This is a genomic window from Nocardioides halotolerans DSM 19273 (assembly GCF_000422805.1).
GTDB lineage: Bacteria > Actinomycetota > Actinomycetes > Propionibacteriales > Nocardioidaceae > Nocardioides > Nocardioides halotolerans.
The window spans coordinates 43,272-64,845 of the sequence record NZ_KE383925.1; the positions used below are offsets into that span (position 1 = coordinate 43,272).

Below are 21,574 nucleotides of genomic sequence, written 5' to 3' on the forward strand. Positions count from 1 at the left end.
CGCCACCACGGCGCCGGGGATCCTTGCTGCCCACGCCTCCCGGGTCCCGGGCGCGGACCCGACCGAGGCCCGGCCGGTGTGGCTCGACTAGCCTGCGAGGGACATGCAGGAGCAGGAGCGGGCCGGCGCCACGGCCTCCACGGTGATCTCGGACGTCGTCGACAAGCACGACGCCGACCTCGTCGACCTGCGGCGCGACCTGCACGCCCACCCCGAGCTGTCGTGGTCCGAGCTGCGCACCGCGGAGGTCGTCGGCGGCCGGATCGAGCAGGCCGGCTGGCGGATCACCCGCTACGGCCGCACCGGCTTCTCCGCCGACCTCGGCGACGGCGGCCCGCTGGTCGCGCTCCGTGCCGACATGGACGCGCTGCCGGTGCAGGACCTCACCGACGACCCGTGGGCGAGCACGGTGGCCGGGGTCGCCCACGCCTGCGGTCACGACGTGCACACCACCGCGCTGACGGGCGCGGCGCTGGCGCTGGCCGAGGTCCACGACCGCGGGCTGCTGCCCGGCCGGGTGCGACTGCTGTTCCAGCCGGCCGAGGAGGTCATGCCCGGCGGCGCGCTGCACCTCATCCAGAAGGACGCCCTCGACGAGGTCGAGCGGGTCTTCGCGCTGCACTGCGACCCGGGCGTCGACGTCGGCCAGGTGGGGCTGCGGCTCGGACCGCTCACCAGCGCCGCCGACCGGGTCGAGGTGCGGCTCACGGGGTCCGGCGGACACACCAGCCGCCCCCACCTGACCAGCGACCTCACCTTCGCCCTCGCCAAGGTGACCACCGAGCTCCCGGCGGTGCTGAGCCGGCGGATGGACCCGCGCGCCGGTGTCAGCATGGTCTGGGGGAGCCTCCACGCCGGCTCGGCGGCCAACGTGATCCCCGACCACGGCGTGGTCACCGGCACGGTCCGCATCCTCGACGCCGTCGCGTGGTCCGACTGCGAGAACGTCGTCCGCACCGTGGTCGACGAGATCGTGCGGCCCTACGGCGTCAGCGCCGAGATCGACTACCAGCGCGGCGTGCCTCCGGTGGTCAACGAGCCGGTCTCCAACCGGATCCTCTCCGACGCGGTGCGCGCGGTCCTCGGCGAGAAGGGTCAGGTGGTGGCGCCGCAGAGCCTGGGCGCGGAGGACTTCGGCTGGTACCTCGAGCGGGTGCCCGGGGCCATGATGCGCCTCGGCACCCGGACACCCGGCGGGCCGACGTACGACCTCCACCAGGGCAACCTGCGCATCGACGAGCGCGCGGTCGGCATCGGCGCCAAGCTGCTGGCACAGACCGCCACCCGTGCCCTGACACGCTGACACCACCCGTCCGGACCATGGCGCAATGGCCCCTTGGGAGGGGGTTTCCCCTTGTGGCGGATGGTCCGAGGTCACCAACGGATAACAACGCGCAAAACTCCGGTCGGGCCATCGCCCAAGACCCCTGTCAGGGCCTAGGGTGGCGCGACGCGCTCCCGGACCGGGCGTGCACTATGACAAAAACGATCAGGAGGATGCCGTGAAGAAGACGGCACGCATGGCGCTGGTGGCGGGTTGTGCCGCACTGGTGCTGACTGCATGTGGGGACCGGGACGACTCGAGTGGCAGCAGTGCGCCCGACGAGGAGACGACGAGCGCGGCACCGACCGAGGCGACCACGGAGGCCTCGCCGACCGAGGCGACCGGCAACCCGGACTTCAAGGCGTGCATGGTCTCCGACTCGGGCGGATTCGATGACAAGGGCTTCAACCAGACCGCGCTGAAGGGTCAGACCGACGCCGGTGCGCAGTTCGGCATCCAGACCGCGCAGGTCGAGTCGACCGGCGACGACCAGTACGCCGACAACATCAACCAGCTCGTGCAGCAGAACTGCAACGAGATCACGACGGTCGGCTTCCTCCTCGGCGACGCCACGCTGGCGGCCGCCAAGAAGAACCCCGACGTCGACTTCGCGATCGTCGACTTCGCCTACGACAAGGCGCCGAAGAACCTCAAGGGTCTCGTCTACGCGACCGACCAGCCTTCCTACCTCGCGGGCTACCTCGCCGCGGGCATGTCGGAGAGCGGCATCGTCGGCACCTTCGGCGGTCTGCCGATCCCGACCGTGACCATCTTCATGGAGGGCTTCCGCCAGGGCGTCGAGAAGTACAACGAGGACAACGGCGCCGAGGTGCAGCTGCTCGGCTGGGACGGCAAGGACGGCTCGTTCACCGAGGACTTCGAGGACAAGACCAAGGGCCAGTCGGTCGGCGAGCAGCTGATCGGCCAGGGCGCTGACATCCTGTTCCCGGTCGCCGGTCCCGCCGGCCTCGGTGGCCTGCAGGCCGCCAAGGACGCCGGCGCCAAGGCCATCTGGGTCGACACCGACGGCTTCGAGTCGACCGAGTACGGCGACATCCTCCTGACCTCGGTCGCCAAGGGCATGGACGTCTCCGTGACCGAGGCGATCAAGGAGTCGATCGACGGCACCTTCAGCAACGAGCTCTTCAACGGCACGCTCGAGAACGGTGGTGTGGGCCTGGCTCCGTACCACGACTTCGACAGCGTGATCCCGCAGGAGCTCAAGGACAAGATCGAGGAGCTCAAGGCCGGCATCATCGACGGCTCGATCACGATCACGCCGGCTGCCGGCTGATCTGGTCGACACCGCTCAACACTGAGTCACAGAGCCGGGGCGGGGACTTCCCCCGCCCCGGCTCTGCCTCACGTTGCATGCCCTAAGGTGCCGTCAGTGGAGGGACAGCGATGAAGCTGGAGATCAAGGGGCTCACCAAGAGGTTCGGGTCGTTCACGGCCAACGACCACATCGACCTGACCATCGAGCCTGGCGAGATCCACTGCCTGCTCGGTGAGAACGGCGCCGGCAAGTCGACGCTCATGAACATGCTCTACGGGCTGCTCGACCCGACCGAGGGCGAGATCCTCGTCGACGGGCAGCCGGTCACGTTCAAGTCGCCCAGCGACGCGATCGCCGCCGGCATCGGCATGGTGCACCAGCACTTCATGCTGGTCCCGGTGTTCACGGTCGCCGAGAACGTCATGCTCGGCCGCGAGCAGGTCTCGGTCCCGGGGGTGCTGTCGCGCCGCAAGGCGTCCGCGATGGTCACCGAGCTCTCGGAGCGCTACGGCCTCCGGGTCGACCCGGGCACGCTGGTCGAGGCGCTGCCTGTCGGCGTGCAGCAGCGGGTCGAGATCATCAAGGCGCTGTCCAACGAGGCCAAGGTGCTGATCCTCGACGAGCCGACTGCGGTGCTCACCCCGCAGGAGATCGACGAGCTCATGGACATCATGCGCTCGCTCAAGGAGCAGGGCACCTCGATCATCTTCATCACCCACAAGCTCCGCGAGGTCAAGGCGGTGGGCGACCGGATCTCGGTGATCCGGCGCGGCAAGGTCGTCGGCACCGCTCCGCCGAGCACGTCCGAGGCCGAGCTGGCCGAGATGATGGTCGGCCGCGAGGTCAAGCTCAAGGTCGACAAGGACCCGCCCGACACCGGCGCCGTCGTGATGTCGGTCGAGGGCTGCACCGTCGTCGACCCGCGCGGTCACCAGGTCGTCAAGGACGTGTCCTTCGAGGCCCGTGCCGGCGAGGTGCTCGGCATCGCGGGAGTCCAGGGCAACGGTCAGACCGAGCTGATCAAGGCGCTGCTGGGGCTGGTCAAGCCCGATGCCGGCGTGATCCGCCTCGACGGCGACGACATCAGCAGGCACGGGCCGCGCGAGAGCCTCGACGACGGCATCGGCTACATCCCGGAGGACCGCTCGCACGACGGCTACGTCGGTGCGTTCAGCGTCCGCGAGAACCTCATCCTCGACATCTACCGCAGCGACGAGTTCTCCACGGGCCTCGCGCTGAAGCTCGACGACATCGCCGCCAACGCCGACGCGCGGATCAAGGAGTTCGACATCCGCACCGAGTCCGCGGAGACCCCGGTGTCGTCGCTCTCGGGCGGCAACCAGCAGAAGGTCGTGGTCGCGCGGGAGTTCTCGCGGCCGCTCAAGGTGCTGATCGCCTCACAGCCGACCCGCGGCGTGGACGTCGGCTCGATCGAGTTCATCCACAAGCGGATCATCTCCGAGCGCGACAAGGGCACCGCGGTCATCATCGTCTCCACCGAGCTCGACGAGATCTTCACGCTCTCCGACCGGATCGCGGTCATGTACGACGGCCGGATCGTCGCCACCGTCAGTCCCGACATCGCCCGGGAGGACATCGGTCTGTTGATGGCCGGAGCCACGCCCGATTCCGGACCCGCTTCCGGCAAGACCGAGGAGGTCCCGGCATGAGCACCCAAGCACCCGCGCCGCCGCCCGGCGCCGCTCCCGAGCCGGCCGAGCCGGAGCCCAGGACGGACCTGCGCGACCCGAGGTCCTGGCTGCCCAGCGTCAAGGTCACCGCCGGCGCGTTCGTGATCGCGCTGGTGATCGGCGCGTTCGTGATCGCGTTCAGCGACGACGACGTCATCGAGTCGCTGAGCTACTTCGGCAGCTATCCCTGGGACTTCTTCACCCGGTCGGCCGACGCGGTCTGGTCGTCCTACAGCGCGCTGGTGCGCGGCTCGGTGGGATCGAGCAACGCGATCGCCTCGACGCTCAACCGCTCGGCGCCCCTGATCTGCGCGGGTCTCGGCGTCACGCTGGCGTTCCGCGCGGGGCTGTTCAACATCGGGGCCCAGGGCCAGCTGATCGTCGGAGCGATCTGCGCCGGCTACGTCGGCTTCACCTGGGACCTCCCGCCGGTCCTCCACCTCGTCGTGGCGCTCATCGCCGGCCTGCTCGGCGGCGCCGTGTGGGGTGCCATCACGGGCTTCCTCAAGGCCCGGACCGGCGCCCACGAGGTCATCACCACCATCATGTTCAACTACCTGGCGGCCTCGATCCTGATCTTCGCGCTCGGGCACGACACCTTCCAGCGGCCCGGCAGCGACAACGCGCTCTCCCCGAAGGTGGACGACTCGGCGACGTTCGGGAAGCCTCTCGGCGACGGGTTCCCGGTGCACACCGGTGTGGTCCTCGCGATCCTCGCCGGCTTCGCGGTGTGGTGGCTGCTCGAGCGCAGCACCTGGGGCTTCGAGCTGCGGGCCGTCGGCGCCAACGCCGACGCCTCGCGCACCGCCGGCATGAGCGTGGCGAAGGTCTACACCCTCGCGATGCTGTTCGCCGGCCTGCTGGCCGGGCTGGCGGCGACCATGCAGGTGCTCGGCAACCAGAACTCGCTGAGCCCGACGCTGCCCGGCTCGATCGGCTTCGACGCGATCACGGTGGCGCTCCTCGGCCGGGCGACCCCGCTCGGCACGGTGCTGGCCGGGCTGCTCTTCGGCGCGATGAGCGTCGGCGGCGTGGCGATGCAGGCCAGCGCCGGCACCCCGAAGGAGCTCACCGACGTGCTGCAGGCGCTGATCGTCCTCTTCGTGGCCGCTCCCGCCCTCGTCAAGGGCATGCTGCGGATCAGGGAGACAGGCGGCGGGTCGACCGTCATGGCGAAGGGCTGGGGGTCCTGACGTGGCCGTTGCGACTGCCATCTCCGACGAGGGCGCTGTCGATGTCCGCGATCGTGGCGACGTACGCCGCCAGATCAGGCTGGTCTCGGTCTTCGGCCTCGTGCTGCTCGCGCTGGTCTTCTTCTACCTGAAGATCGACGACTTCGGCGTCAAGTACACGCTCGGTGAGCGCGTCACCAAGGATGACCCCGCCAAGGACCTCGACGCGCAGACGATCATGATCGCCGGCCTCGTCGTCGTCGCGGTCGCGCTGCTGCTGGCGGTGGTCAACAAGGTGCCCAAGGGCGCGCTCGGCGGGCTGATCTACTTCCTGGTCGGCGTGGCGTTCTTCGCCGGCTTCGTGTTCTGGAACTACGCCGACCAGACCGGCACGTTCTCGGTGGCGATCATCAACCCGTTCCCGGGCACGATCCGGCTCGCGACCCCGCTGATCTTCGGTGCCCTCGCCGGCTGCCTGTGCGAGCGGGCCGGCGTCATCAACATCGCGATCGAGGGTCAGTTCCTCATGGGCGCCTTCTTCGCCTCGGTCGCGTCGTCCCTGGCCTTCAGTGCCGAGATGGGCCTGGTCGGCGGGATCGCCGCCGGGGTCGCCATGGCCGCGCTGCTGGGTGTCTTCGCGCTCCGCTACCAGGTCAACCAGGTCGTGCTCGGAGTCGTGCTGATCGCGCTGGCGACCGGTCTCACCGACTTCCTGCTCAGCCAGATCCCCGACGACCCCGACATCAAGAAGTACCTCAACGAGCCGCTGATCCTCGAGAAGGTCCCGGTCTCCGGGCTGGTCGACATCCCGGTCATCGGGCCGGCGCTGTTCAACCAGACGATCCTCGTCTACATCATGTACGGCTCGGTCGTGTTCGTGACGCTCCTGCTCTTCCAGACCACCTGGGGCCTGCGGGTCCGCTCGGTCGGCGAGCACCCCAAGGCGGCCGACACGGTCGGCATCAACGTCAACCGGATCCGGTGGCAGGCGGTCCTGATCGGTGGCGTCTTCGCCGGCCTCGGCGGCGCGTTCTTCACCGTCGGGTCCACCGGCACCTTCGACTCCAACGCCTCCGCCGGCAACGGCTTCATCGCGCTGGCGGCGGTCATCATGGGTCGCTGGCACCCCGTCGGGGCCACCCTGGCGTCGCTGCTGTTCGGGTTCTGCTTCACGCTCCAGGCCCAGCTGGCGTTCCTCGACAAGATCCCGGGCGAGCTGCTCCGCGCGTCTCCCTACCTCGTGACCGTGATCGCGGTCGCCGGGTTCGTCGGCCGCGTGCGACCGCCGGCTGCCGACGGCGAGCCCTACGTGAAGTCGTGACGCGATGACGTCGACTCCTGACGACGGCTTCGACTGGGAGGGGCTCAAGGCGCAGGCCGTGGAGGCCATGCGGCACGCCTACGCGCCGTACTCCCACTTCCCGGTCGGCGCCGCGGCCCGTGTCGACGACGGCCGGGTCGTGACCGGCTGCAACGTCGAGAACGCCGCCTACGGCGTCACGCTGTGCGCCGAGTGCGGGCTGGTCAGCCAGCTGCACATCACCGGCGGCGGGCGCCTGACCCACTTCGTGTGCGTGGACGCCGACGGCTCGGTGATCATGCCGTGCGGCCGCTGCCGCCAGCTGCTCTGGGAGAACGGCGGCGCGGCCCTGCTCGCGTGGACCGTCTCGGGAGTGAAGCCGATGACCGAGGTGCTGCCCGACGCGTTCGGGCCCGAGGACCTCCACAAGATCGAGGAGCACCATGGCTGAGGCCCACGACGCCGTCGAGGTGATCGTCACCAAGCGCGACGGCGGCCGACTCTCCGACACGATGATCGACTGGGTCGTCGACGCCTACACGCGCGGCGTGGTCGCCGACGAGCAGATGTCGGCGCTGGCGATGGCGATCCTGCTCAACGGCATGGACCGCGCCGAGATCGGCCGGTGGACCGACGCCATGATCGCGTCGGGCGAGCGGATGGACTTCTCGGGGCTCTCGCGCCCGACGTCCGACAAGCACTCGACCGGCGGCGTCGGCGACAAGATCACGCTGCCGCTCGCGCCGCTCGTCGCGGCCTGCGGGGTCGCCGTGCCGCAGCTCTCGGGTCGCGGCCTCGGGCACACCGGCGGCACCCTCGACAAGCTCGAGTCGATCCCGGGCTGGCGGGCCGGTCTGTCCAACGACGAGATGCTCGCCCAGCTCGAGTCGGTGGGTGCGGTCGTGTGCGCGGCCGGCGACGGGTTGGCGCCCGCGGACAAGAAGCTCTACGCCCTGCGCGACGTCACCGGCACCGTCGAGGCCATCCCGCTGATCGCCTCGTCGATCATGAGCAAGAAGATCGCCGAGGGCACCGGCTCGCTCGTGCTCGACGTCAAGGTCGGCACCGGTGCCTTCATGAAGACCGAGGAGACGGCCCGCGAGCTCGCCGAGACGATGGTGGCGCTCGGCACCGACGCCGGCGTGCACACGGTCGCGCTGCTGACCGAGATGTCGACGCCGCTGGGGCTGACCGCGGGCAACGCCATCGAGGTCGAGGAGTCGGTCGAGGTGCTGGCCGGGGGCGGGCCCGCCGACGTCGTCGAGCTGACCCTCGCACTGGCGAAGGAGATGCTGGCCGGGGCCGGCGTCACCGACGTCGACCCGGCCGACAAGCTCGCCGACGGGTCCGCCATGGACACCTGGAAGGCGATGATCCGCGCCCAGGACGGCGACCCCGACGCCCCGATGGCCACGGCGCGCGAGTCTCACGACCTGGTCGCGCCCGCGTCCGGCGTGCTGACCCGGCTCGACGCCCTCGCGGTCGGCACCGCCGCGTGGCGGCTCGGCGCGGGACGCTCGCGCAAGGAGGACCCGGTGCAGGCCGGAGCCGGGGTGCGGTGGCACGCGCGGCCCGGCGACCAGGTGACCGAGGGCCAGCCGCTGATGACGCTGCTGACCGACGAGCCCGACCGGTTCGAGCGGGCGCTGGCGGTGCTCGAGGGCTCCTTCGACATCTCCTCCGACGGCTCCTTCACCGCGGGCCCGATCGTCATCGACCGGGTCGGCAAATGATCACCCCACGAAATCGCTCGGAGGGGGCGCTCCGCGTGGAGGCCAACCGCTTCCGCGGGGACCCCGAAAAGCCATGACCCAACTCTCCGCGGGGGAGTCGTTCGAGGTCGCGGCCACCCGCCTGCGCATGGGGATCGGCTGGGACCAGGACGCCGGCGCAGGCGTGGCCCGCACCGGGCGGCCCGACGTCGACCTCGATGCGACCGCCCTGCAGTTCGTGGGCACCCAGCTCTTCGACCTGGCGTTCTACAACAACCTGAGGACCCGTGACGGGTCGGTCGAGCACCTCGGTGACAACCAGACCGGCAGCGGCGAGGGCGACGACGAGCAGGTGCTGGTCGACCTCGACAAGGTGCACGGCCCGGTCGACACGATCGTGTTCCTGGTCAGCAGCTACCAGGGTCACTCGCTGGAGTGGGTCGCCAACGCCTACTGCCGGCTGGTCGACGAGGACACCGCCGAGGAGCTGGCGCGCTTCACGCTCACGATGTCGGTCACCGAGACCGGCGCGGTGCTCGCGCTGCTGCGTCGAACGTCGTCGGGCTGGGTGCTCGACGCGGTCGGCGAGGGCGTGCCGATCACGGTGCCGACCCAGGGGCTCGGCAAGCTGCACCGCTTCGTCAGCCGCTAGGAGGCTCCTAGGCGACCACGCCCCAGTCGTGGGAGTTGGAGATGTCGTCGACCTCGCCGGGGTGGATGACCGGCCAGGTGTTGTGGGGCAGCCCGGTGGCGCCGTTGTTGAGCTTGACCCAGTCGAGCTGGTCCTGGAAGCCGACGCCGATCCAGTAGTCCTCGAGCGTCTTGGCGATGCTCTGGACGAAGGCGATGAGGTCGCCGATCGCGCTGACCACGACCGGGATCTCGAAGCTGAGGATCTTGTCGACCGTGGTGGCGTCGGACAGGAGCTTCGCGACGTCGACCAGGCCGCCGATCAGCTTGTCGTTGAGGTCGACCCAGAGCTGGAGGATCTTCGCGGCCCCCTTGTTGGTCATGTCGGCGGCGCGCTCCATGCCGAGCGCCGCGTCGCTCATCGCCTTGACCTGCTCGCCGGCGGCGAGCGAGTAGGCCGCGAACGCCTCGCCCTTCCACGACTTGCCGAGCTGCTGGATCTCGGACTGGATCGAGGGCGCCGGGTAGACGAGCTTCTCGCGGCACTGGGCGTAGTCGAACGACAGCCGCTTGAGGCCGGGAGGGTCGCCCGCCAGGGTGCCGACGACCTTGTTGATGTCGGCGACGACGTCGCGGGCCTTCTGCTCGAGCTGGGGCCGGATCTCGTTGTTGAACTTGTCGATCGCGCGCTCGACGTCGTCGGAGGTCAGGCCGTCCCAGATCAGCTTGGGGATCGGGAACAGGACTCCGACCCAGTCGAAGTGGCTCGCCGCGTCGTTGAGCACGTCCGCCATGCGGTTGAGCTCACCCCAGACGCTGTCGAAGAGCTCCTGGCAGCGCTTGCGGACCTCTTCGGCGAGCTCGTCCCAGTTGGTGATGTCGGTCATCGGGGCAGCCTGTTCTCGAGGTGTTGTGCCGACTCGGCGGCGGTGCTGTCGGCCCCGTCGTAGGCGTTGGCCGCCGAGATGAGTGCCGCGGACATGTAGTCGAAGGTCTTCACGCCGTCGGCGAAGGCCTCGGTGATCGAGCTGATGAAGTTGTCGTGGTACTCACCGAGGTGGGCGACGTTGGCGAGGAAGCCGAACATGTAGCCCTTGCCGACCCCGTTGTCCGCGAGGTCGTGCGCGCCCTGCACCGCCTCCTTGCGCGTCTGCCACTCCTGGCCCTCCCGGCGCAGCTCTCGGCTCTGGACCTCGAACGATCCGATGTCACCCATGGTGGTCTCTCTCCTGGTAGGCGGCGGTGAAGGCCTGGTGGACGGCGGCCGCGACGGCGGCGGGCCCGGCGTTGGCGAGCCAGCCCGGGTCGGTCTCGACCTCGCCGCACGGTCCGGCGGCGTCGAGCGTCACGGTGACGCAGTCGTTGTCGGAGTGGCCGACGTGCGGGCCGGTGGTGCGCGGCCCGGGACGGTCGGGGAGGCTCCGGAAGAGCTCCATGTCGACCGGCGCGTGGCCGAAGTCGGGGTGCAGCTCGGCCACCGAGGGCGCGGAGCCCGCGGGCGCGGCGTGGTTGCGGCGCGGGGCGGTCGGGTCGATCCGGCCGGCCGCCCGCAGGCCGAGCTCGACGGCGTCCATCACGGCGTCGGTGTGCGCGCGGCGTACGGCGTGGGCGAGCCCGGCGGGGCGGCGCAGGGAGTCGTCGAGACGACCCGAGCTGACGCCGACGACCCGGCGGGTCGGGTCGACGGTGACGAGCAGGGTGCCGGTCTCGTCGCGGCCGGTCACCAGTCCGTCGTGGGCGTAGTGGCCCACGGAGTCGAAGCGACGCAGCTCGGCGAGCCGGGCGTCGTAGGTCACTGCCATGTGCCGAGGCTTGCCCGCGTCCGGCGTCCGGCAAACACCGGCGTTCGAGGGTTTGCCGGAGCGCGGCCCGAGGCAGGCTCGCAGTGTGCTCGTCCTCCGCGCGGCCGCTGCGGCGGTCGTCCTCTCAGCGTGTGTCGGAGCCCTGTCCGCGTGCTCCGACGGCGACTCGACGTCCGACGGCTCCGGGTCGTCGGACGCGTCCGCGTCGCTCCCGGACAACCTCTGCGAGCCCGTGCTCGGCGCCGTGACGGATGAGTGGCAGCTGACCGAGGACGCCCACCGGACGGAGGGTTCGACCGCGACGTGCGAGCTGACCGGGCCGGGCGACACCTCGCTCCGGGTGACCCTCACCGACTTCGGCGACCGCGACGCGGCGGCGGCCGCGCTCGACCTGGTCTGCCGCACCGCCGTGGGCAGCCAGGTCGGCGAGGCGCAGCGCCGGTGCGAGCTGGCGTCCGACCGGGTCGCGGGGGAGCCGTTCTCGGCGGCGTACGCCGCGTCGTACGCCGAGGACCCGAGCGTCGTCGTGGTCCAGCTCCGGACGTCCGACGACACGACGGCGCTCGCCGCGCCGGCCGAGCTGGCCTCGATCGAGGCCGCGCTGCAGGATCGCTAGGCCGTCAGCCCAGCAGGAGCACCACGGTCTCGGCGACGCAGGCGGGCTTGTCCTCGCCCTCGATCTCGATCGTGTAGCGGACCACGAGCTGCTTGCCGGCGGGGACGTCCGCGAGCTCGGCCAGGGTGGCGTGAGCGCGGACCCGGCTGCCGACCTTGACGGGGTTGGGGAAGCGGACCTTGTTGAGGCCGTAGTTGAGCCGCGGGCCGTCGGTCTCGACGCTGAAGATGCTCTGGCTGAGCGCGGGGATCAGGCTGACGGTCATGTAGCCGTGCGCGATGGTGCCCCCGAAGGGTCCCTGCGCGGCGCGCTCCTGGTCGACGTGGATCCACTGGTGGTCGTCGGTGGCGTCGGCGAACTGGTCGACGCGCTCCTGGGTGACCTCGAACCACTCGCTGGTGCCGAGCTCCTCCCCGACGGCAGCGGCCAGCTCGTCGAGGTCGGTGAAGGTGCGCACGTCGTTCCTCCAGCAGGGTGATCGGCGAGGGTGGTTGGATGGCGCGCATGAGCGCAGTCCTGACCGAACCTAGTGCAGGTCCCGCGGTCACCCGCGAGCAGGTGAGGCGGGCACCCAAGGTGCTCCTGCACGACCACCTCGACGGTGGCCTCCGGCCCGCGACGATCGTCGAGCTGGCCGACGAGGTGGGGCACACCCTGCCCGCGCCCGACGCGGAGTCGCTGGGCGAGTGGTTCACGACGATGGCCGACTCCGGCTCGCTGGTGAAGTACCTCGAGACGTTCGACCACACCGTCGCGGTGATGCAGACCGCGGACGCGCTGACGCGGGTCGCGCGGGAGTGTGTCGAGGACCTCGCGGCCGACGGCGTCGTCTACGCCGAGGTGCGCTACGCGCCCGAGCAGCACGTCACCGCCGGCCTCAGCCTCGACGAGGTGGTCTCCGCCGTGCAGCAGGGCTTCGAGGAGGGCATGGCGGCCACGGGCATCACGGTCCGCCAGCTCCTGACCGCCATGCGCCACCAGGCCCGCTCCCGCGAGATCGCCGAGCTCTCGATCGCGTGGCGCGACCGCGGCGTCGCGGGCTTCGACATCGCCGGCGCCGAGGCGGGCTACCCGCCCACCCGGCACCTCGACGCGTTCGAGTACCTCCAGCGGGAGAACTCCCACTTCACGATCCACGCCGGCGAGGCCTTCGGCCTCCCGTCGATCTGGGAGGCCATCCAGTGGTGCGGCGCCGACCGGCTCGGCCACGGCGTGCGCATCATCGACGACATCACCGTCTCCGACTCCGGCGACGTCACGCTGGGCCGCCTCGCGGCGTACGTCCGGGATATGCGGATCCCGCTCGAGATGTGCCCGGCCTCCAACGTGCAGACCGGTGCCGCCACCTCCATCGCCGAGCACCCCATCGGACTGCTCACCCGCCTGCGCTTCCGGGTCACCGTCAACACCGACAACCGGCTGATGTCGGGCACCTCGATGACCTCGGAGTTCACCAACCTCGCCGCGGCCTTCGACTACACCGTGCGCGACCTCGAGTGGTTCACGGTCAACGCGATGAAGTCGGCGTTCCTGCCCTTCGACGAGCGGCTGGCACTGATCGCCGACGTGATCAAGCCGGCGTACGCCGTGCTGCGCGCGGAGACCTGAGCGGCTCGGGCGTCCGCGGCGGCACGAACCGAACCCGAGCTCGGACCGACGATCGCGCCGTCCGCAGTCGCTCGAGCATGACCAGGGTGCTCTCGACGGCAGCAAGCAGCCGCATCGCGATGTGGTGACCGATCCCGTTGCATCCCTCGAGCCCAGACCCGATCCTCGACCTTCGGCCGGAGCTGGCCGTCGACAATGACCCAGCCTCGTGCCCTTGACCGCCTCCGGCGGAGCATGCGGTCGACAGCGTGCCGGACCCCCGCTCGTCGGAAGTCGAACGGGGTGCGGGGCGGGGCGGTCAGGGTTCGGGGTCGGCGGCGCCGGTGTCGCCGACGTGGTTGCGGAACTCCCGGGCGAGGCGGCGCCGTTCGTCGGTCGGGGTGACGTCGATGGTGCCGGTGGAGTCCTTGAGGAACTCGTAACCCAGGGGGCTTCGCCAGAGGTGGACGCCGGGTTCGACGGTCACGTAGCTCCAGCCGCCGGTGGTCTTCGCGCGGTGGTGCCCGCGACAGGCAGGCGTGAGGTTGCATGAACAGGTCGGTCCGCCGTCGTCACGCTCGGGATCGTGCGGGACCCGATGTTCGCAGTCGCAATTCTCGGCGGGTCTGAAGCAGTAGGGGAAGGCGCAGATCAGGTCGCGGAGCTGGATCTGGAGCTTGAGCCTGGCGGAGGCTTCGTATGCGGTGACGTGGAGGTGCTCGGCAAGGTCGAGCACGGGCTGTACGGTGACCTTCACATCGGGTTGCGCGCACCACTCCCGGACCTGTTCCGCGGTGATCGGTCCGCGGGTCTCCTGGACTCTCGCGAGGCCGCCGGCGCCCAGGAGGGCGGCTTCGGCGAGGTGGACGTGGAGGACCATCTCCCGCTCCCGGCGACGGATGGCCGGGGCTTGGTCGCCGTGCTCAGCCTCGACGAGCTCGAGGGTGGCCTGGTTGCGGGCGAGGTTGCCGACCGCCCTGGCGCGGCGTACGTCCAGCGAGTCCGTGGAACCGAGGAGGAGCTGCTGATGGGCGTCGCCTGCGACGGCTGCTTCGAGGTCGAGGGCGTCGGCGAGGTCGACGTCACCGTCGACCCGGACCCGACCATCGACACCGACCTGGTCGAGGTAGATGTCGAAGTGTCCCGCCTCGGCCGCGGCGAGCCGTTCGGCCTCGAGGGCATCGGGGTCGAATCGGGCCATGGCCTCCTGGATCAGCCGGTCGAGCTGGGCGGGACCGATCTTGTGCGCGAATGGGGCGACCATCGCGTCCACGAACGCCGCCGCCTCCGGAGACAGGCACTGGGTGCGGTCGGCGATGTGGCCGAGCTTCCACGCGGGCAGCTGGCCGGCCTCCAAGCGCTGCCAGCATCCCTTCAGCCGGTAGAAGCCCTCCACGGCGTGGGAGAGGTAGCGGCGACCGGACTCAGTGGTGCGGCCCATCGCGGCGGCGAACTCGGTGACCGCGAACTCCCGGACCTCTGGGCACCCCTGCCCACCCAGCGGCAGCATCGACTCGTGCCACTCGTCGACCGGGCCGACCAGCGAGTCGAGGGAGTGCATCGCAGCCCACTGGGCTGCGGCCTTCATCACGTCGCGAGCGGCGTCCTCCTCGTCCTGCTTGCGCCTGCGCGCGTAGGCCAGCACGGCGGCGGGGTCGTCGCCGATGGTGTGCTGGGGCGGGGTCGAGATCGAGGTCATCGTGGGTCCTACCCTGTCATCGACCACCGACAGTCGGAGGCCCGAAAAAGCCTTGTCCACAAGGGATTCCGGAACTTTCTTGAAGAACTTTGCGGAACTGATCGAAGGCGAGGGCGTGCTCTTCGCTGCGGTGATCTCGACAAGCTCGATCAGCGGTGGTCGACCGGGTGCCTTCGCTTCAGGGGTTTCGAGACGGTCGCTGCGCGACCTCCTCAACCAGCGGGTGGGCGGGCGGGTGCTTTCGCTGCGGGGATTTCGACGAGCTCGATCAGCGGTGGTCGACCGGGTGCCTTGGTTGCGGTGGCTTCGAGGCTCGTCGCTAGCGCTCCTCGCACCTCAGCCACCGTGACGCGAGGCGGCGGACGGTCCCCGCGTGGGGCGCGCGTCGTACGGTGGCTGAGGTGCGAAGGCGTGCTGCGCCTGAGCCTCGAAGCCAGGTGACCTGGGGCGCCGGAGCCGACCACGGCCGGGTGCCTTCGCTTCAGGGGTTTCGAGACGGTCGCTAGCGCGACCTCCTCAACCAGCGGTGGGCCGGCAGGTGCCTTCCCTGCGGTGATCTCGACAAGCTCGATCGGCGGTGGTCGAGCGGGTGCCAACGCTTGCGGTGATCTCGACAAGCTCGATCAGCGGTGGTCCGGTGGGTGCCCACCGTGCGGAGGCTTCGGGGCGGGGTTCCTCGCACCTCGGCCGCCGTGACTCTGGCGACGGGAGGTCGCGAGTCCCTACCGTGGCGTCATGAGCACGACCGTCGACGTCGAGTACCTGGTGGTCGGCGCCGGGGCGACGGGGATGGCGTTCGTGGATGCGCTGGTCGATCACGCGCCGGACGTGCGGGTGGCGATGGTCGACCGGCGGCACGGGGTCGGGGGGCACTGGCTGGAGGTGTATCCGTTCGTGCAGCTGCACCAGGCGTCGCAGTTCTACGGGGTCGCGTCGACGGTGCTCGGTGGTGGGCGGGTGCAGGAGCGCGGGCCGGAGGCGGGGCTGCACGAGCGGGCGGGGCAGGCGAAGATCCTGGCCTACTACGCCGACGTGCTGGCCGACCGGCTGCTCGCGTCGGGGCGGGTCGAGCTCTTCACCGCGTGCGACCACGTCGGAGGGCGCACGTTCGTGTCGCGGGTCTCGGGGGAGCGGTACGACGTGCCGGAGCGCTGCCGGGTCGTCGACGCGCGCTACCTCGCTCCGGACATCCCCGCGGAGCAGCCGCCGCCGTTCGGGGTCGAGGCGGGCGCGCGCGTGGTGCCGGTCAACGACCTCGTGCACCTGGAGGGTGCGGCGAGCCAGTACGTCGTCGTCGGCTCGGGCAAGACCGCCACCGACGCGATCGTCTGGCTGCTGGGGCACGGGGTCGACCCGGACGCGGTGTGCTGGGTCCGGCCGCGCGAGCCGTGGATGCTCAACCGCGCGCTGGTCCAGCCCGACCCGGTCGTCTTCCTCGGCATGGCCGCCACGATGCTGGAGCGGGCGGCCGAGGCCGACTCGCTCGACGGCCTCCTCCTCGCGCTGGAGGACGAGGGGATCATGATGCGCGTCGACCGCTCGGTCGTGCCGACCATGGCGAAGGCGCCCACGCTCGCGACGTGGGAGCTCGACCTGCTCCGCAGCATCGAGCACGTCGTCCGTCTCGGGCACGTCCGCTCGGTGGCCCCGACGCGGCTGGTCCTCGACGACGGCGAGACGGCGCTCGCGCCCGACGCGCTCGTCGTCAACTGCGCCGGCGACGGTCTCAAGCGGCCCCCGCTCGTCCCGATCTGGGGGCGCGACGCGATCACCCTCCAGCCGGTGCGCGCCGGCTTCCCGTGCTTCGGCGCCGCGATGACCGGTTACGTCGAAGCCACCAGGAAGGCTCACGACGACGACGCGAAGAACGCCGTCTGCCGGCCGTCGCCGTACGGCAACTCGCTGCGCGACTGGGCGGCGATGAACGTCGTCGGGATGCGCAACGCCGCGTCGTTCGCCGCGGAGCCGGACGTCCGCGAGTGGGCGCAGGGGGTCGCGCTCAACCCCGCGCGGGTGTCGCCGGAGCACGCCGCCAGGCCGGAGCTGGGCGCCGTCCAGGAGCGCATGGGCGCCCACTCCGCGAGGGGACTCGACAAACTCGCCGCGCTGATGGTTTGAGAAGGGCGCGCAGCGGTCAATGGAAGGCATTCCACGTCCGCCCTCCAGAGAGCCGGCCCCCATGACCGTCCCCGCCACCCTCGACCCAGCCAGCCTCTTGCTCGACCGTCTCGCGGTGCTGCGTGCGGAACGCGAGGAGGTCTTCCGCGACACGCTCCTGCCGGCGTACGGCGACCTCGCCGACCGGGCCACCAACGTCGAGGCGACGATCCGGCTCGGACTGCTCGACGAGCGCATCGCAGCCCTGGAGATCGAGATCGACGAGATCCGCCATCACCACCACACCGACGGCGTCGTGTCGGTCGGTGACGTGGTCGCCATCGACCTCGGCGACGGCGAGGAGACCTACCTCATCGGCTCGGTCGAGCAGGCCGCCGCCGGCGTCGACACCATCACCCCGGGCAGCCCGCTCGGGCGCGCGATCGTGGGTGCGAAGGTCGGCACGACGGTCACCTACGAGCCGCGCCCGGGCGTGACGATGAGCGCCACGATCCGGTCGGTGCGGGAGCTGGCCGGCGCCTGACTCCATAGCCACTTGGGGCTATTCCTGGCCCCTCTCCAGCGATGGACATTGGTGGCAGGCCGCACTCGGCGGCCCTGACACCGACACGAACCGCCCTGTGGACTCGGACTAGGGGTTCCTCCGGCGGGGAGGGACATCGACATGGCTGGAGAGCGCGTCCTCGACGCACTGGGCAAGCTGCCCACCGACCTCGGCGTGGTGAGCGCCCGGGTCGCCGACATCAAGCCGACCCCGAGCGAGGTCGGCCCCGTCTACCGCGAGATCTACAAGACCTCGAAGCCGGGAGCCCGGCGGCTGGCGGCGGCGTACGCCACCGCGCTGCCCTCCATCGACCAGCACCGGCAGGTGTTCCAGTCGGTGGCACTCTCGCGTGACGCCGACGAGCGGCGCACGCTGATCAAGGGCTACCGCGACGCCCACCAGGACCAGTGGATCGTGCACGCCATCGGCCAGCTGCCGGCGGCGCACGGCCGGGCGCTGATGAAGGACTACGTGCTCAGCCCCGCCGGCCGCAGGGACAACGCGGCGCTGGAGCAGGTGTGGGACTACGTCGCCACGCTCGGCGCCGAGATCCGCTTCGGCGGCGCGCCCGACGGCGAGCCCGACCACGACGACGCGGTCGTGGAGTTCATCGAGGACGTCGTCGACGAGGTCAAGGAGGCGATCGAGAACGTCGTCGACGCCGTGGTCGACGCCGTGACGAGCCTGGTCGACGCGATCGGCGCGGTGGTCAGCTGGACCGTCGACAAGCTCACGAACCTCGCGCAGGCGCTGCTCAACGCCGGCAAGACGATCTTCGACATCCTCGAGGCCGCGGTCGCCTACGGCTACGACTTCGTGCGCAACATGATCGCCGCGATCCGCAACGTCGGGAAGGCGATGTTCCAGATCCTCGAGCAGGCCGTGCAGTTCGTCGGCCAGGCGCTCCGCGACGTCCTCAAGGCCATCGACAACCTCGGGCACCAGCTCGGTGAGCTGCTCTCCTGGCTGGCGACCCAGGTCGCCGACACGGTCCGCAAGGTGGTCGAGGCGCTGATCGCGATCGGCAAGACCGTCGGCAACCTCCTGCAGCAGGCCGCGCAGGCCGCGCTCAGCGTGCTCCAGTCGGTGGTCGGTGCGCTGCTCGCGCTCGGCCGTCAGGTCGCCGACCTGCTGGTCTCGGCCGCGAACTACACGCTCGGCCTCATGCGCGACACCGTGAAGGCGCTGATCGCGCTCGGCAAGGCGGTCGCCGACATCGTGCAGTCGGTGCTCAACGCCGCCGCCCACCTGCTCACCGAGGTCGTGCGCGCGATCGCGGATATCGCGAGCGGCTTCGTCGAGCTGTGCCAGATCGTCGCGAACGCCGCGGCGGCGCTCGCGAAGGCCGTCGCGAAGGCGCTCCTGGAGATCGGTCGGACACTCGGGCAGCTCGTCTACGAGCTCGCCCAGGCGGGGCTCAACGCCGTCAAGCGGATCGTGGAGGCGGCGCTCGAGCTCGGGTACGCCGTCGTCCGCATCATCAAGGAGGTCTCCAAGCTCGTCGTCAGCGCCATCCGCGACGTCATCAAGGCGCTGGTCGCCGCCGGCAAGGCGCTGGTCGAGATCGTCCAGGCCGTGGCGGCGTTCACCTACAAGACCGCGCGCAGGTTCGTCGAGGCGGCGCTGGCCGCGGGTATCAAGCTCGCCCAGCTCCTCGAGGAGGCCGCCAAGGGCACCTACTTCCTCCTGCGGCGGATGATCACCGGCATCATCGACGCCGGCCGGAAGGTCGCCGAGATCCTCGACTGGGTGATGACCCAGGCGGGCAACGCCGTCGACGCGCTCCTGCGGGAGGCGGTGCTGGCGATTCGCTTCGTGCGCAAGGCCCTCGACGAGGCGCTCGACTGGGCGCTGAAGCAGGGCTCGGCGCTGCTCGAGGCGATCGTCCGGATCGCCGAGGACATCGGCAGCCGGCTGCGCGACGTGATCGACTGGGCGAAGGCCGCGGGCGCGAAGGCGCTCGAGGCGCTCGGCGAGGTGTGGGCGCGGCTGAAGAACTCGGTCAGCTACCTCCTCACCTGGGTCGCGAAGGACCTGATCCCGGGCGTGGTCAGCGTCGTCACCGGCCTGCTCAAGGCAGGCCTCGCGGTCGTCGAGATCATCGCCTGGGCGGTCGGCAAGGCGCTCAGCGCGGTCGTCGCCGTGCTCCAGGCCGCGCTCGCCTTCGGGGTCACCATGGTCCAGCTCCTGATCGCGATCGCCCAGCAGCCGCAGAACGCCGGAGCCCTGTTCGTGCAGGCCATGCGCGACCTCGGCAAGACCGTCAAGGACATCCTCGAGCCGGCCTTCACGCTGAGCGAGGCCGACAAGAGGTACGTCGTGCAGGCGCTCAAGGACGCCGGCGCCGGTCTCCAGGAGTGCCTCGACGGGCTGCTCGAGATCGTCGGCGGGGCGATCTTCACCGTGGTCGCCGTCCTGCTCGAGGTCTTCGGTGTCTTCCGGCACCTCACCCCGGCGGAGCGCTCCCGGGCCCGCACGGTCTACAACGACACCGTCCCGCTCGATGACGTGCAGCTGTTCATCGGCTCGTTCGTCGCCTGGGGGGCGGCCAACAACACCGGCAGCCCGACCGGCGTCACGACCATGCGGATCATCCACTTCCCCGACAGCTACAGCGACACCGACCCGTCGGACGAGTCGTGGCTGATCCACGAGCTCATGCACGTGTGGCAGGGCGAGCACGTCGGGCCGGTCTACATGGCCCACGCGCTGATCGGCCAGGCCACCGACGGCTACGACTACGGCGGGCAGACCGGGCTCGACGCGCACAAGGACGAGGGGCTGGACGCCTTCAACCCCGAGCAGCAGGCGCAGCTCGTGCAGGACTTCTACGCCGTCAAGAAGGCCGGCGGGTCGACGGTGCACTTCGACCCCTACATCGCCGAGGTGCAGGCGGCCTGATGTCCACCGACGACGGCTGCTGGGTGCTGGTCGCCCCGCAGTCCCGGTTGCCGCAGCTCGCCGCCCTGGTCGAGCTGCGGTCGGCGGGGCGTCCCGCGCGCGTGGTCGCGCGGGACGAGCCGCCGGCCGCCGACGAGTGGGCCGAGGTGGTGCCGGGGGACACCGCCGGGGTCCTGCTCGTCGGCGACCGGCGGCGGTCGCCCGGCCGGGTGACCGACCGGCCGTTCGTCCGGGCCGCGGACGGCGCCTGGGTGCCTCTCGGCTGGCTGCCCGCCGCGCGCGACCTGTCGGCGTACGTCCGGGCGACCCTCGAGGTCGCGGGCCGCACGGACCGCTCGCCGGTCGCCGTCCTGGGGCAGCGCAGCCCGCGCTACCAGCAGCTGTCCGAGCGGCTCGTCCACCACCTGGGCGACCGGCCCAGCGTCCGGTGGGGCGCGGAGCGGATCACCCGCGAGGACTTGCTCGCGGCGCTCGGGCTGGGTCTCGGCACCGCGGTCTACCTCGGGCACGGGCGGCCGAGTGGCTGGGCGGCCTACCGCGGGCTGCGCGCCGCCCACCTGGCCGGCCTCTCCGCGCCCCTCGGCGTCCTGCTCTCGCTGACCTGCTGGACGGCGAGCCGGCGCGGGGTCGGCACCAGCTTCTCCGAGCAGGTCGTCCTCGAGGGCGCCGCCGCCGCGGCGGTCGGCGCGACCCGGCCCGTGCTGCACCTCGACAACACGCGGATCGTGGTCGCCCTCGCGGCCGCGCTGCGGGGGCCGACGCCCGACGCCGGCACGCTGCTGCGCTCCATGCTCCTCGCCGACGGCGAGCCCACGGCCGAGTCGGCGGCGTACCGCCTCGTGGGCGACCCGCTCGCCTCGCTCGCCGGCGCCGACGACGTGCTGGCGCGCGCGGCCGCCGTCTTCGCGCCGGCACCCGACCACCCATCGACACCACTGGAGGCCATGACATGAGCACGACCCAGCCCACCACCGCTCTCGAGACCGACCTGCGCGAGCTCGTCGCCGAGCTCGCCGAGCTGCCCGTCGCGGACGTCGAGACGGACACGCCGTTCGAGGACGCCGGCATCGACTCGCTGCTCGCGATGGAGATCGCGGTGCACGTGGAACGGCGCTTCGGCGTCCGCTTCGAGGACACCGAGCTCAAGACCGTGCAGAGCGTGCGCCAGCTCGCCGACGCGGTGCGCGAGAAGCAGGCGTGAC

General features: G+C 70.9%; 20 protein-coding genes. 15 read left to right on the forward strand and 5 right to left on the reverse strand.

Annotation, left to right across the window (positions count from 1 at the left end; translation table 11 throughout):
- Positions 1-103 precede the first annotated feature (103 nt).
- From G514_RS0120380 to G514_RS28065, 8 genes are all read left to right on the forward strand, one after another.
- Positions 104-1,303: an amidohydrolase gene (locus G514_RS0120380; protein WP_051247901.1), complete on the forward strand. Its 1,200-nt coding sequence runs from the start codon at positions 104-106 to the stop codon at positions 1,301-1,303.
- 199 nt (positions 1,304-1,502) lie between these two features.
- The gene (locus tag G514_RS0120385; RefSeq protein ID WP_028653254.1) at positions 1,503-2,618 is read left to right on the forward strand and encodes a BMP family lipoprotein; all 1,116 of its coding nucleotides are present in this window, start codon (positions 1,503-1,505) and stop codon (positions 2,616-2,618) included.
- Positions 2,619-2,728: 110 nt separating this feature from the next.
- A complete protein-coding gene (locus G514_RS28055; protein WP_036565755.1) occupies positions 2,729-4,270 on the forward strand; it encodes an ABC transporter ATP-binding protein in 1,542 nt (513 codons plus the stop codon).
- On the forward strand, positions 4,267-5,484 hold the full coding sequence (locus tag G514_RS0120395; RefSeq protein ID WP_028653255.1) for an ABC transporter permease: 1,218 nt from the start codon (positions 4,267-4,269) through the stop codon (positions 5,482-5,484). The genes G514_RS28055 and G514_RS0120395 overlap by 4 nt, the downstream gene beginning before the upstream one ends.
- Before the next feature lies 1 nt (position 5,485).
- The gene (locus G514_RS28060) at positions 5,486-6,784 is read left to right on the forward strand and encodes an ABC transporter permease (protein ID WP_051247903.1); all 1,299 of its coding nucleotides are present in this window, start codon (positions 5,486-5,488) and stop codon (positions 6,782-6,784) included.
- A gap of 4 nt (positions 6,785-6,788) precedes the next feature.
- Positions 6,789-7,214, forward strand: coding sequence for a cytidine deaminase (locus tag G514_RS0120405; protein ID WP_028653256.1), 426 nt, complete (start codon positions 6,789-6,791; stop codon positions 7,212-7,214).
- Positions 7,207-8,496, forward strand: coding sequence for a thymidine phosphorylase (locus G514_RS0120410; RefSeq protein ID WP_028653257.1), 1,290 nt, complete (start codon positions 7,207-7,209; stop codon positions 8,494-8,496). Before G514_RS0120405 ends, G514_RS0120410 begins: the two co-directional genes overlap by 8 nt.
- Before the next feature lie 73 nt (positions 8,497-8,569).
- A complete protein-coding gene (locus G514_RS28065; protein ID WP_051247905.1) occupies positions 8,570-9,127 on the forward strand; it encodes a TerD family protein in 558 nt (185 codons plus the stop codon).
- Between the two features lie 7 nt (positions 9,128-9,134).
- On the opposite strand, the gene G514_RS28070 is transcribed toward G514_RS28065, so the two are convergent.
- The 3 genes from G514_RS28070 to G514_RS0120430 are packed head-to-tail and all read right to left on the reverse strand — an operon-like array spanning position 9,135 to position 10,907.
- A complete protein-coding gene (locus G514_RS28070) occupies positions 9,135-9,992 on the reverse strand; it encodes a hypothetical protein (protein WP_036565758.1) in 858 nt (285 codons plus the stop codon).
- Positions 9,989-10,321 carry a hypothetical protein gene (locus G514_RS0120425; protein ID WP_028653258.1) on the reverse strand — a complete coding sequence of 111 codons (333 nt, stop codon included), beginning with the start codon at positions 10,319-10,321 and terminating at the stop codon, positions 9,989-9,991. Before G514_RS0120425 ends, G514_RS28070 begins: the two co-directional genes overlap by 4 nt.
- On the reverse strand, positions 10,314-10,907 hold the full coding sequence (locus G514_RS0120430) for a hypothetical protein (RefSeq protein WP_157545077.1): 594 nt from the start codon (positions 10,905-10,907) through the stop codon (positions 10,314-10,316). The genes G514_RS0120425 and G514_RS0120430 overlap by 8 nt, the downstream gene beginning before the upstream one ends.
- An 85-nt stretch (positions 10,908-10,992) precedes the next feature.
- On the opposite strand from G514_RS0120430, the gene G514_RS0120435 reads away from it, so the two are divergent.
- Positions 10,993-11,523: a hypothetical protein gene (locus G514_RS0120435; protein WP_028653260.1), complete on the forward strand. Its 531-nt coding sequence runs from the start codon at positions 10,993-10,995 to the stop codon at positions 11,521-11,523.
- A 4-nt stretch (positions 11,524-11,527) separates the two neighbouring features.
- Here G514_RS0120435 and G514_RS0120440 read toward each other — a convergent pair whose 3' ends face one another.
- Positions 11,528-11,980 (reverse strand): MaoC family dehydratase, encoded by a 453-nt coding sequence (locus G514_RS0120440; protein ID WP_028653261.1) that lies wholly within the window; start codon positions 11,978-11,980, stop codon positions 11,528-11,530.
- A 47-nt stretch (positions 11,981-12,027) separates the two neighbouring features.
- Here G514_RS0120440 and G514_RS0120445 point away from each other — a divergent pair, with 47 nt between their 5' ends.
- Complete coding sequence (locus tag G514_RS0120445; protein WP_051247907.1) at positions 12,028-13,131, forward strand: adenosine deaminase; 1,104 nt, start codon at positions 12,028-12,030, stop codon at positions 13,129-13,131.
- Positions 13,132-13,429: 298 nt separating this feature from the next.
- Here G514_RS0120445 and G514_RS0120450 read toward each other — a convergent pair whose 3' ends face one another.
- Positions 13,430-14,809 carry an HNH endonuclease signature motif containing protein gene (locus tag G514_RS0120450; protein WP_028653263.1) on the reverse strand — a complete coding sequence of 460 codons (1,380 nt, stop codon included), beginning with the start codon at positions 14,807-14,809 and terminating at the stop codon, positions 13,430-13,432.
- A 735-nt stretch (positions 14,810-15,544) separates the two neighbouring features.
- Here G514_RS0120450 and G514_RS0120455 point away from each other — a divergent pair.
- The 5 genes from G514_RS0120455 (at position 15,545) to G514_RS28085 (ending at position 21,573) form a co-directional block, all read left to right on the forward strand.
- The gene (locus G514_RS0120455; RefSeq protein ID WP_028653264.1) at positions 15,545-16,927 is read left to right on the forward strand and encodes an NAD(P)-binding protein; all 1,383 of its coding nucleotides are present in this window, start codon (positions 15,545-15,547) and stop codon (positions 16,925-16,927) included.
- A gap of 61 nt (positions 16,928-16,988) precedes the next feature.
- A complete protein-coding gene (locus G514_RS29535; RefSeq protein ID WP_051247909.1) occupies positions 16,989-17,450 on the forward strand; it encodes a GreA/GreB family elongation factor in 462 nt (153 codons plus the stop codon).
- Between the two features lie 141 nt (positions 17,451-17,591).
- Positions 17,592-20,372 (forward strand): hypothetical protein, encoded by a 2,781-nt coding sequence (locus G514_RS29540; protein ID WP_051247911.1) that lies wholly within the window; start codon positions 17,592-17,594, stop codon positions 20,370-20,372.
- Positions 20,372-21,325: a C25 family cysteine peptidase gene (locus G514_RS0120470; protein WP_028653265.1), complete on the forward strand. Its 954-nt coding sequence runs from the start codon at positions 20,372-20,374 to the stop codon at positions 21,323-21,325. The genes G514_RS29540 and G514_RS0120470 overlap by 1 nt, the downstream gene beginning before the upstream one ends.
- The gene (locus G514_RS28085; RefSeq protein ID WP_051247913.1) at positions 21,322-21,573 is read left to right on the forward strand and encodes an acyl carrier protein; all 252 of its coding nucleotides are present in this window, start codon (positions 21,322-21,324) and stop codon (positions 21,571-21,573) included. Before G514_RS0120470 ends, G514_RS28085 begins: the two co-directional genes overlap by 4 nt.
- The last annotated feature ends 1 nt before the right edge of the window (position 21,574 follow it).

What these genes read in the sequence shown, in the direction of transcription:
- G514_RS0120425 (WP_028653258.1), bottom strand. Translation starts at nt 10,321, where the DNA reads ATGGGTGACATCGGATCGTTCGAGGTCCAGAGCCGAGAGCTGCGCCGG.
- G514_RS28085 (WP_051247913.1), top strand. Translation starts at nt 21,322, where the DNA reads ATGAGCACGACCCAGCCCACCACCGCTCTCGAGACCGACCTGCGCGAG.
- G514_RS28070 (WP_036565758.1), bottom strand. Translation starts at nt 9,992, where the DNA reads ATGACCGACATCACCAACTGGGACGAGCTCGCCGAAGAGGTCCGCAAG.
- G514_RS0120455 (WP_028653264.1), top strand. Translation starts at nt 15,545, where the DNA reads ATGAGCACGACCGTCGACGTCGAGTACCTGGTGGTCGGCGCCGGGGCG.
- G514_RS0120380 (WP_051247901.1), top strand. Translation starts at nt 104, where the DNA reads ATGCAGGAGCAGGAGCGGGCCGGCGCCACGGCCTCCACGGTGATCTCG.
- G514_RS28055 (WP_036565755.1), top strand. Translation starts at nt 2,729, where the DNA reads ATGAAGCTGGAGATCAAGGGGCTCACCAAGAGGTTCGGGTCGTTCACG.
- G514_RS0120470 (WP_028653265.1), top strand. Translation starts at nt 20,372, where the DNA reads ATGTCCACCGACGACGGCTGCTGGGTGCTGGTCGCCCCGCAGTCCCGG.
- G514_RS0120445 (WP_051247907.1), top strand. Translation starts at nt 12,028, where the DNA reads ATGAGCGCAGTCCTGACCGAACCTAGTGCAGGTCCCGCGGTCACCCGC.
- G514_RS0120450 (WP_028653263.1), bottom strand. Translation starts at nt 14,809, where the DNA reads ATGACCTCGATCTCGACCCCGCCCCAGCACACCATCGGCGACGACCCC.
- G514_RS0120405 (WP_028653256.1), top strand. Translation starts at nt 6,789, where the DNA reads ATGACGTCGACTCCTGACGACGGCTTCGACTGGGAGGGGCTCAAGGCG.
- G514_RS28065 (WP_051247905.1), top strand. Translation starts at nt 8,570, where the DNA reads ATGACCCAACTCTCCGCGGGGGAGTCGTTCGAGGTCGCGGCCACCCGC.
- G514_RS29535 (WP_051247909.1), top strand. Translation starts at nt 16,989, where the DNA reads ATGACCGTCCCCGCCACCCTCGACCCAGCCAGCCTCTTGCTCGACCGT.
- G514_RS0120395 (WP_028653255.1), top strand. Translation starts at nt 4,267, where the DNA reads ATGAGCACCCAAGCACCCGCGCCGCCGCCCGGCGCCGCTCCCGAGCCG.
- G514_RS0120410 (WP_028653257.1), top strand. Translation starts at nt 7,207, where the DNA reads ATGGCTGAGGCCCACGACGCCGTCGAGGTGATCGTCACCAAGCGCGAC.
- G514_RS0120430 (WP_157545077.1), bottom strand. Translation starts at nt 10,907, where the DNA reads ATGGCAGTGACCTACGACGCCCGGCTCGCCGAGCTGCGTCGCTTCGAC.
- G514_RS29540 (WP_051247911.1), top strand. Translation starts at nt 17,592, where the DNA reads ATGGCTGGAGAGCGCGTCCTCGACGCACTGGGCAAGCTGCCCACCGAC.